This window comes from Pseudoalteromonas sp. C12FD-1 (genome assembly GCF_037414265.1).
Lineage (GTDB): Bacteria > Pseudomonadota > Gammaproteobacteria > Enterobacterales > Alteromonadaceae > Pseudoalteromonas.
Window position 1 is genome coordinate 1 of record NZ_JBBEVD010000043.1, and the last position, 10,609, is coordinate 10,609.

The 10,609-nt window shown below is 36.0% G+C and carries 6 protein-coding genes; all 6 read left to right on the forward strand.

Features of this window, described 5'->3' with window-relative positions:
- Positions 1–1,421: 1,421 nt before the first annotated feature.
- A complete protein-coding gene (locus tag WDB87_RS04285) occupies positions 1,422–3,674 on the forward strand; it encodes a hypothetical protein (RefSeq protein ID WP_337849173.1) in 2,253 nt (750 codons plus the stop codon).
- Between the two features lie 17 nt (positions 3,675–3,691).
- Positions 3,692–5,818 (forward strand): hypothetical protein, encoded by a 2,127-nt coding sequence (locus WDB87_RS04290; RefSeq protein ID WP_337849174.1) that lies wholly within the window; start codon positions 3,692–3,694, stop codon positions 5,816–5,818.
- 2 nt (positions 5,819–5,820) lie between these two features.
- On the forward strand, positions 5,821–6,783 hold the full coding sequence (locus tag WDB87_RS04295; protein WP_337849175.1) for a hypothetical protein: 963 nt from the start codon (positions 5,821–5,823) through the stop codon (positions 6,781–6,783).
- Between the two features lie 93 nt (positions 6,784–6,876).
- Positions 6,877–8,379, forward strand: coding sequence for a tyrosine-type recombinase/integrase (locus WDB87_RS04300; RefSeq protein ID WP_337849176.1), 1,503 nt, complete (start codon positions 6,877–6,879; stop codon positions 8,377–8,379).
- A 346-nt stretch (positions 8,380–8,725) separates the two neighbouring features.
- Positions 8,726–9,094, forward strand: coding sequence for a hypothetical protein (locus WDB87_RS04305; RefSeq protein WP_273607109.1), 369 nt, complete (start codon positions 8,726–8,728; stop codon positions 9,092–9,094).
- 222 nt (positions 9,095–9,316) lie between these two features.
- Positions 9,317–10,330 (forward strand): hypothetical protein, encoded by a 1,014-nt coding sequence (locus WDB87_RS04310; protein ID WP_337849177.1) that lies wholly within the window; start codon positions 9,317–9,319, stop codon positions 10,328–10,330.
- The last annotated feature ends 279 nt before the right edge of the window (positions 10,331–10,609 follow it).

Genomic DNA, 10,609 nt, shown 5'->3' on the forward strand with positions numbered 1-10,609 from the left:
GGCGGACATGCTAATTAGTATTGAACAGTAGCGACGTAAATTGCTATCGGCAACCAATAAGGATATTTGAGTTGCCACTCGCTTTAAGCTAGTTAATAAGTAAAGATAAAGTAGATTGAATTAAATATTAAGACGAGCTGTCCCTTGTTTTTCATTTATAAATATTCAGCTCGAGTGAAGCTAATTTAGATGAACAATCTTATTTTTATACAAACTCATTCAGTGAACTCAGTAAGTTTAGTCAAATAAGAAAAATGTCATATCAAGATAAAAGTAAGGTACTAACGGCAAAAGAAACTTTGGCTCAGTATCGACCTAACGAGCCGAAAACAGGTGATGAAATAAAGCCGATTGAAAAATTCAAAGGATCTAGTTAAAAGAATCCCTTACCTAACCTCATGTCTAAAATGGTGAGCTATACATTGCAATTGAGCAAAATAACCTTGATATAACTATTAATTTTTAAGTTATGAAACTGAGAGCTTTTATAGCAAAAAAAACTATCGAACTGCAATTTTGATACTAAAGTTTTTAATAAGACTTGAATTGATTATTTTGAATGGAAAGCATACAGACTTTCTAGAGAGCTTCAGTACCCTCTCTTATTTCTACCTTCTAATAGTTGATATGCCAATGGCTCTGCCACTTAATCAGAATGTTATAAATTAATAACTGTTCTTAAGAAGTATAGAGATAATAGACATTTAATAATGTGATTTTGTTAGCCGTATAAGTAAGTGTAGCATCCATGAGCGCTCTGTAAGATTTAAATTCCAAAGTAACAGTGAGATGGTGTTTTATAAATCAGTATTTCAGGCGCTGATTTCACAATACGCATTACATGAGCCTTTTTTATTTACACTTATAAGTTAATGTTTTTTGCATTGATGTTGCTTAACGGATGTTGGTCAATGCAAGGTGGCGTATTTCAGTCGATTTCCATAAATTCATTGATGTGCTGGTTGAGCAACAAATATTGCTCAGAACCTTCAGCAGTTTTTCAATAAAGTTGGAAAAATTCGCTATATCTTTAGCATTCGATGACATCAATTTAGTTAATCCTACCTTTGCTACTTTATCAAATAAAGAATCAGTACTGTCTAGTGAAACCTGAGAAGTCCAAGCCGAACATATCATCGGATTTATCTATTCAATAATTAATGCTAGTAGAGCCTTATTTCAGTAGAAAAATGTTTATCGCTTTAACAATTTAAATGTTGTTATTTCAGCATTAGATTAAAAAATTTATACATCCTAACATGCTGATAAATTAGCGAAATTAAAGTTATATGTAATTATTTCAATAGGTTAAAGACTTACCGCCAGTCCTTTTAGCTCATTGTTTTGCTATAATTCTATAACGTAGAAAATGCTAATAATTCAATATTAGTTATTCTGAATAAGACAAAGTGATAGAAGATATGGCTCGCAAAAATAGGTTTTCAAACAAGAAAATTGTCGTTAAAGATACAAGAGAGAATGAAGTAGGTGACACACTCGATGGACTTCCCGCACTTAATTTTGTTGACGGTGAAGCTAGATACTTTCCAATCAAGAAAAGTGACAAAGAACATATTGCCATATTTAATGTTGATAAAAGCGCTAAAGTTAACAACCTTAAAGGCCCACAAAGGTCAGGATTTATTATTCCAGTTTGGTTCTCTATGCTTTGTGCATCAAGTTCAGATTTAGCGATTGAATTGGCTAGAGTCTTCGTCAAAGAACACACTGAAAGAAATTACCATAGTACTAAAAATAATTCTTATTTTCATCTTGCAAATTATATGGTTAAAAATAAAATCCCTTCTTTTAATGAACTAGATTTCAATCACCTTACAAAATTATGTGAATCAATAACCCATTCTAGGCCTCAGCCTGTTTTTAACGGAATAAAAAAGATTGTTTCGCTATCAGTTAGCGCTTCTAATAAAACAAAGTCATTTATTCAGAGCTTTGATCCTAGCATTGGTACAAGAAAAAATATTCAAAATGTTCATGATGCAAAATTGCGTATCTATAAATGGAAGAAGTCGCAGAGTTATTCTGATTTTGTGATGTTCCAGATATACGCATACGTCAACGCCGGAATAAATGAAATTGAGGGTACACATGAAAGCATTCAGGCGTACCTTGATTCAGATAATTATCTGTCATTTTTCAACAATACAGGAAGAGAGCTTTTTAAAACACTTGTCGAGAGTAATAATACAACACTTTACGATGATGCATTTAGAATAGCGGTTACTGATGTTCATCGAGTAAACAAAGCGATGTGGTTAATACAGAAAACATTATCCCCACTAGAATACGCAAATTTTAAAACAAAAATATTAAGTTACATTACTGACGATCTGATTTCTGCTGAATGGCCGAAAGAGCTTCAAGAAAATGATGATGTGCTGTTTACATGTAATATTTCTATCCCCACTTTCGTTTGTAAAGGTAAGAACAACTCTAAAAATTTATTCCCTTCTAGAGGGTATATTTCTTTTGATACCTTGGCTAGCCGCTGGATTTCATCTTGGAAGCGAAATTATTGGGGAAAACATTATAAAAAGTATCAAAAACACATTCATCAGTGCTCTGTCATAACTACACTTTTCGACATTAAAGTCGGCTCAACAAAGTGCCCAACTTCTACATTAGTCCTTGGTTACACGGAACATTTTGATTTTCTGCTCCAGGTCTTACTTATGGCCGAGTCAGGTCGCAACAAAGAAGTAATTGCAAGCATCGCGGCACAGACTAAAATCGGTAGCGTCTTAAAAAACATAGACCGCTTTGCATCCGAACCTTCAATGTTGCTGGAGGGTTACAAAAAAAGAGCTCACGTTCTAGGAGGTGGTAAGCAACCAGAAAAATTATCCATACCTCATAAAACGCCAATGTATCGTCAACTGAAATTGCTCGATGACATTCGACAACTATTGAGACCACAAAGAAAAAAGTTCTTCTTTGAAAACGATCTCATCAAAAAGTACGGAAAAAAATTTGCAATTGGAGCACAAATAAAAGAAAGAAATGGTGACTTGATTGGATCCGTTAATTCTACCAAGTTTCGGAAAGTTTACGCGGGTGAAGTGCTTCAACAGTGGATGGGAAAAATTAAAACCAAAGATGATTTAGTACGAGCTGTTGCTGCGGATTTAAAAAATACGATACCACTTCATTATCTTTTGCAGTCATCGAGCACTGAAGATATGTTGTCGACAGCCATCGTGGCATTGCAAACAAAATTTATAGAACATCACCAACGGATTGCTGTAAAGATGATAACTTCAAAGAGGAAGTCCCAAGTCGATGTGAATGAACCTCGATTTCTTTGTGATTGTATAGACCCTGCCAATCCAGACTATGCTGAAAACCTCAACATAAGCTATTGCAAGCAGTTCGACAACTGTCTTGGGTGTTCAAAAGCTGAAGTGTATCGGGAACATTTACCTAGAATTATCTATCGCTGTTTTCAATACGAACAAATCTTGCGTGCAAACAGAGAGTTGTACTATGCAAATTATGCAATTAAACACAGTAGAGCACAATCTGTTGTTGATGAGTTTGTCGCAAAAATTAGTGAAGGGGAAAAGTTACGAGCCAAAGCAGTAGCTGAGGCAGCAATGGCTTGGGATGACCCCAATAATTACATGCTTCCACCACTTCTTCACGCAAACGCTTAATAAATTAGGACGACCAGATGAGTGCATTAACTTCGGACTCTTGTGATGCAATATTGTATTCATCAGAGTTATTTTATGCTGATTTATCAGAATCCAAAAAAAATAGAATTGGGCAAACTCAATGGCAATTAGTACGCAGTCTTGAAGCGGAATATGCTGATAAAACTTTAATAGGGAGTGATTCTGCGTGCCAATTCAAAGATAAAGTTTGGATTTTAGACTGGAATGTACAAATTAACTGGGGTCGCTATGAAAAAGAATATCCCGATCTATACCCACTGCTAATAATGTTAAAAATAGCCACTTTTTATCGTCATCAAATAGCTAAAAAAAATGTTAACGTTTTTCATGGTCATATTACTAAGTTTATGGCTACTTTTGGCGAGGGAATGAGACGTGAAGGTATATTGGCTGCGAATGTTAATCAACCGTTCGTACCAGCCTCGGTTGTAACAAAGGAAAAGATCAACCAGTGGTTATTTGCAGCAGCTGAACGTACCGATATAAGTTCGGGCAGCTCTGGAGTACTTGCCATAATGGAGATACTAGTCTCGATACCTAAAAGCTTTTTTTACAACGTAGATATACTGCATCTTAAGACGGAAGTCCCCTGGCGGGACCTGAAAGTTGAGAGTGGACAGCTCAAGAGTCTTGTCTACCTAAGCAGAATTTTTGGTAATAATGATTCGTTAACCACGAAATCTTACCAGCCTTTCAGTGAGCAAGTTGTTGCAGGGCTATTGCCTCCTGCTGTTAAGTTAATCGAAAAACACTCAGCGTTGCTAATAGAGGCATTTGATATTGCGGCTGATTCATCAGCTTACCAGAAGAAAAATTCTAACTTATTTCACTCTACAGCAAGAGAAAAATTTAAGCTTATCCAACAAACATTATCAGAAGATTTTCCACAATGGCCATTCGATGAGCCCAAAAGTTACAACCTTTCAAGAAAAGGAATTGAAAACTGGTATAACTTGTCGCAAGGGGCAGCTTTGTGGATTTTAATGCTAACGACAGCCTTACGAGGTATAGATATTAGAAAGAATATTTTTCGAGATTGTTTCTCTCCAGATGGTGATGCTGATTTAATTTTTTATTTACTTACCGATATTAATAAAACTAAAACCAACAACCATATCATTCCAGTGCCACCAATCACTATAACGGCTATCGAGTACTTAAAACGTACCAACTATGCCCCAAATAATGTTCCTCAACTAGTCGTTCGCAGAACAGAAGGAGGCGAGGGGGGGCAGGCAAACTCATGGACTTATCCAACTAACGAAAATATCAATCGATTACTTCGCTTATGGGCAGCATTTTGTGATCAAAATGTGCTGGATGGATTGGAGGATGATGACAATCCTGAAGGCATGGCTCACCGTTGTCGCGCTACAATGGCTGGGTGGATTGGTACTAATTCGCCGTTATCAGTACTAATAGTTCGTCGTCTTTTTGGACATAAAAATGGTGTAATGCCTGACCATTATCTACGTAGTAATCACCATGTCCAACATGTAAGAGAAGAAGTTCGAGTAAAAACTCGTAGTGATTTTGCAGAACAGATGACCGATGCCATTCTTGATGGGAACTTTTCAGGTGGGGTAAAAAATACATTTACTCAAGGTAGAGAGCATTTAAAAGAATTGGTAATTCAAGAGGCCACTAGGAACAACGAATCGCTTACCGAAGGTGAAATGCGCAAACGTCTCAAAGATAGAATTCGATTTGTCTTGCTTGCAAAACTCAAAAATGGTGAATTGTTGGCTCTGCAAACCCCACTAGCATTTGTATGCACAAGAAACCCAGGTTCCGCGACAGATGCCCCTTGCTCTATTAACTCTGCAAACAATCAGCGGCTAGAACGAGAAATTGACAAACATTTTGCTACCGCGCTACAAATGACTGGATTGCCTGACCTAGACAACTGTAAGGGGGCAAATTGTCAGCATTCATTTTTGTATGACAACCCTCTTTCGCGTACGTTACTAGAGCAATTCAAATATTACACGATGTACTTGCGGGGCTTAAAGCACACCAACATTGACCTAGATAAAGAAGCTAAATCGTTCGTTTCTCTTTATACAAAACCGCTTATCGAAATATATCCCGATGCTGCTAAATCAATTTTAGGGCATGATTAATTATGACTGAAAATAAAAAGAATGGTCCAACAACTGACGATGAACGTCTTCAAGCATTGAAAGATGCCTTTATCCAACAAAAAGTGATAGCTTTAAGAGAAATGAAACATCGGGGTATCGCGACCGTGGGTAGAATCTGCCAAGTTGCTAATGTTGATCGTACTTACCTCTACGATGATAAAAAATCATCATGTGTGGATGCGTTTAAGGGTTTTGAATCATTCAGAAATAAAGTCCTCGACTTTGCGAATGAATTTAAAGAAATCAAAGCGGGTAAGTCTAAGTCAGACGATGAGCTTTCTACAATGTATTCAAATTCGCTTGAAACAAACCTTAAGCTAACGATAGAAAAGAATCAGCTACGTATTTTGTTGCAGGACAGAAATGAAGTTATCCAAAATTTGCAGTTTGAAAATACCAGTCTAAAAGCAGTAAATACAAATACACGCATATCAAACTCGGCAAAGCAAATGAACCAAAACATGGTGCATTACATCTCACCAGACCGAGCACTTCAGTACAATGAGCATTATCACTTTTACGATGAAAATCTCAGGAAAAAAGCCTGGTTCGATGCAAAAACGGAATTTAGCCGGCTTATGCTAAGAAAACTACCTATGCGTGTATATATTTTAATAGGGTTACCCTGCTCGGGTAAAACGACTTGGTCCGATAATCGATTAGACATAAAAAATGATCGCCACTCAGTAATTGTCGACGCTACTAACTTGACTATGGGTGATAGAGCACTTTGGCTTGTCCTAGCCCGAAGAGCTGAGAATGTTAAAACCTGTGCTGTACGATTCTTGATAGACTTTATGGCCGTAAGAGAGCGTAATGAATTGCGAGAAAGCTCAGGTAAACGCCTTGAACTATCAACTTTGGAATCGAAACGCGATAAGCTCGAAGAAGTAGATATTGTTTTTGAAGATTTTGATGAGATTCTTATTGTCAGGGAGGGTTAAGATGGAATTTATGGATAAACAAATTTTAAATTTTCACCTAATTACTTTGGAACGTGAGTTTTAGTATGAAAATATTACAGTAAGATTTTAAATATGAGTAAAATTAAAGTTGTAGATTTTAATAACAATAAAGAGCAGCAAGAAGCTATTAGTACTCTTGATGATCCTTTGTATAAAGAGGCCAAAGTAAACTTAATGGCCGCACAGTCCGGTAATGTATCAAAGCATAAGTCGTTGTCTGGGCAACCATTCATTGTCTGTGAATCAGGTCATCTACATGAACATGCAAATGACTTTATTGTTACTCGGCTGAATCATCCAGATTTTTTTAACAAATTGTCCGTCGATACTGGTAAAAATACGTTTCGCGCAATAACAAAGGTGACTGCAAACAATGAAGCTGATCATCTTCGGAACTGGCTCAACATCTGCGCCAATAACGGTTTAAGCTACCTTGAAGTTGATATTGAATTCCTTGAGGCTGTTATTGCAAACTTTCGAGATGATGAAGAGCTCTTAGCATTGAGCGAAGAATCAATTTCAAAGTATATCAATACTTGGCGTCTATTTTACAGCTATCTTGATCTTTGTGGTGTTGAGCATAGACTTAAATTTCCAGCCAAAATTCTACGACAGCGACTAAAGTCAAATGCAGAAGATCAATCTTACTTTTTGAATTATACAAGACCAGCAAACAAACGCAGAGCGTCAAGAACCTATATTGATCCGCTGATAGAAAATCGGAGAAAGAAGAAGGTCACTGATTACGAATCTCAAGTATTGACAAATAAGCAGGTGAGTGGGCTAATCGGTGAACTGAATAAAGTTGATAGAGTATATGCTGTAATGGCGCATGTTCAACTTGATACATTGCTTCGTATCAATGAATTGGTCGAATACTTTCCGCCCGAGGGTGGTAATAAATTAAATAAAAAATGGATGAATGCTGCCGATATGCGCCAAGCAAAGAAAGTGGAACAACCATTTAAATTCATCGGCAAGGGTCAAAAAGCGCGGGAAATAAATCTAGATATTCAAACAATGCAAATGATATCAGATAAATATATCACAGCGAAAAGAAACGGCTCTGATGTCACTATTTATGATGAACGAACATCCATTTACAAGCGTAAATATGTGAGAACAAAGTGGGCAGAGAAAGCCGGACGTACGTCAGAATCAAAGTTTATATGGTTAACGGATAAGGGACGCCCTGTTTCGAAAGCAATGTATAGGCAGGCTTTTGCCAAAGCCCTTAAAGTACTTAGAAACCCGCTCAATAGTGACGGAGCTATTATTGACGAGAGCCTGTATGTTCGCCCCCACGCACTAAGGCATACAGGAGCAACATTGCGACTCTTAAAATATTCTAAGTTGACTGGTGTTGATATTTGCGTTGCGAATATTGATGACATTAATATTTTTCTTCAAAATTTATTAGGGCATTCTAATTTTGAAACAACAGAGCGCTACATAACAACGGTGCGTAAGATACAAGTAGGCGGGCTTGCTCGAAAAACAATCTTATCACAAGCTGATATGTGGAAGGACGAAATTGAAAACAATTCTATACTGAAGAAAGGCATTGATACTTAATTTTCCAGCGTAATAAAATATCTTAGGTCGGACAATATATACGCCTAGAATCTTAATTTGATGATAAATTTAAGTTGATATATAGAAGTTATAACCGCTTTCAAAGAACAATCTCACCGTCGATTATCGTCAAAATCGCTATTCGCAAAATTCCTTTATTCACTATTTATAAAATTATGTAATAATAGCTATAGCTTAATTAATAAAGCTTTGGTCTCGCAGGGAGGCCAGCTCCCACTGGCGAGCCAAATAGTTTACCCTGGATTATCAAACTAATTTTTTCCAATAAATATACTCGATATAAAGTGCGTGGGCTTTGTGTTGAAGTATTTCTATTGGTGAAATAATGTCGCTAACAAACGACGAACTTCTTTCGAATATTAAACGTCAAGCAAAACGCCTATCCAAGAATACTAATGTCCCATTGAGACAAGCTCAATATCATTTAGCTATGTGTGTCTACCAATGTGATGATTGGGTTCACTTGCGAGATTCAATAAATTCAGACCTATTCGATAACCAATTATTGCTGTTGGCTTCACTTCAACCAAACTCTGATATTTTCTTGTACAAATTACTTGATACCCATATGAACAATATTGTGCGTAACCTTCACAATACATTGAACACTCGCTATGTGGATGAAAAAATAGAAGATACAATAATTAAAATTTTTGGTATTGAACCTTCTGATTTTATTATAAAAATAAAATAATATCTGCATAAGTTATAGGTATGGGTATTACTTTCACTCTTTACAGGCTATTTATTATCCTTTAAATTGTAAAAGGGCTGAACGGACAGCCTGTGCCTACCAATTTATTTTAATAAGCAATAAATAACGGCAAAGCGGAGCATCCGAAAATTTGTTTATCTATAAGATTAAAACCGGCGTTTGGTAGGCTAGTGTTTTGCTCGAAAAAGTTGGATATAACAAATGCTCACAACAGCTCAATTAATCTATAAATTAAATCTTCAAGCCACATTTTTAGAAAAGTACCTTAATTTGCCTGTATCCTTTGGCAAAGACCTACTAGCAAAAACCATTTATGAAAGTATCAATTTTGATGATTTATGTTCTTCCGTTGAAAGTGATGGAGAAAAGAGAGGGCTTTCTTGTCTATTAGAGAATGAGAAACTTAAATATCTACTCATTTGTGAAGTCGATGACTCTAACTTAGTAAAATCACTCCATCAAAATATAGAAAAAATGGCTCTTCGATTAGAAGAGTTAGTGACTATAAACATAACACGAACTCAACTTATTTCACTTTTATACAAACTCTTTGGTCTTGATGACGAATCTAAGTATATTATTAAAGTTGAAGAGTTAAAATTAAACTGGAAGCCATACTTTCAGACAAAGTCAAATAACCACTTTGTCTTATTTTCAGATATTCAAGTGAATAACATCCCATTTAGATTAATTGCTACCAAATTTAAATTAGATGAGTTATCAGTTAATTCTTTGAGTGACAAAGCAAAAACTAAAGTTAATTTCGCCGAGTGCACATCATCTAAATATACAGAATTACATCTCGGTTGGCTCTTAAATTGTATAGAACTCTTAACAGATGCTAATAGCAATAACTCTGATTCACTACCCATTCAATTTCAAGTTGAGGATGAAGAGTATACTGTATTTGGTTTTCCACTTTGTCCAACTATTTCACTTAACAGTAAAGCCACTATGCCTGATGTGAATTTTCTGGTTAAAAATACAATTGAAAAACAGAGGTTTATCATAATTTTTGGATTGCAAAGACTAACTTTAGAGTGTTTAGTGATCAATGAAGAAAATATTAGATTACCCAAGTTCTATCACGAAATTAAAAAGAATCTATTAAGTCATAAAGATGCTTGCGACGACCCTATAGCTTTGGAGCCAGCCTCATGCTTTATTTGGGTTAGGCCATTCGCTTATGTTGATCTTATTGAGAATGCATTATAAGGAAAGCTAGCCTTGAATAGGCTGCTTTATTGATATGTAACTCTTAAAAATCTGGGAGAGTAGTTTTGAATCGCCCCGATTTCATCGGAGACCAGTTTGTTTAACTCAGGCCACTTTACCTGACCGATTCTAAACTTGCACATACAACAGCATCAGCATTTTTCCACGGTCCATTCCTGCGAATAATTTCTTTTTTAAATAAACCATTTATCGTTTCAGCGTAAGCGTCTAGCTAACGACACCCAGCTTGTTTAATGTTCCAAGGTAACAGCGATTCAA

What these genes read in the sequence shown, in the direction of transcription:
- WDB87_RS04285 (WP_337849173.1), top strand. Translation starts at nt 1,422, where the DNA reads ATGGCTCGCAAAAATAGGTTTTCAAACAAGAAAATTGTCGTTAAAGAT.
- WDB87_RS04290 (WP_337849174.1), top strand. Translation starts at nt 3,692, where the DNA reads ATGAGTGCATTAACTTCGGACTCTTGTGATGCAATATTGTATTCATCA.
- WDB87_RS04295 (WP_337849175.1), top strand. Translation starts at nt 5,821, where the DNA reads ATGACTGAAAATAAAAAGAATGGTCCAACAACTGACGATGAACGTCTT.
- WDB87_RS04300 (WP_337849176.1), top strand. Translation starts at nt 6,877, where the DNA reads ATGAGTAAAATTAAAGTTGTAGATTTTAATAACAATAAAGAGCAGCAA.
- WDB87_RS04305 (WP_273607109.1), top strand. Translation starts at nt 8,726, where the DNA reads ATGTCGCTAACAAACGACGAACTTCTTTCGAATATTAAACGTCAAGCA.
- WDB87_RS04310 (WP_337849177.1), top strand. Translation starts at nt 9,317, where the DNA reads ATGCTCACAACAGCTCAATTAATCTATAAATTAAATCTTCAAGCCACA.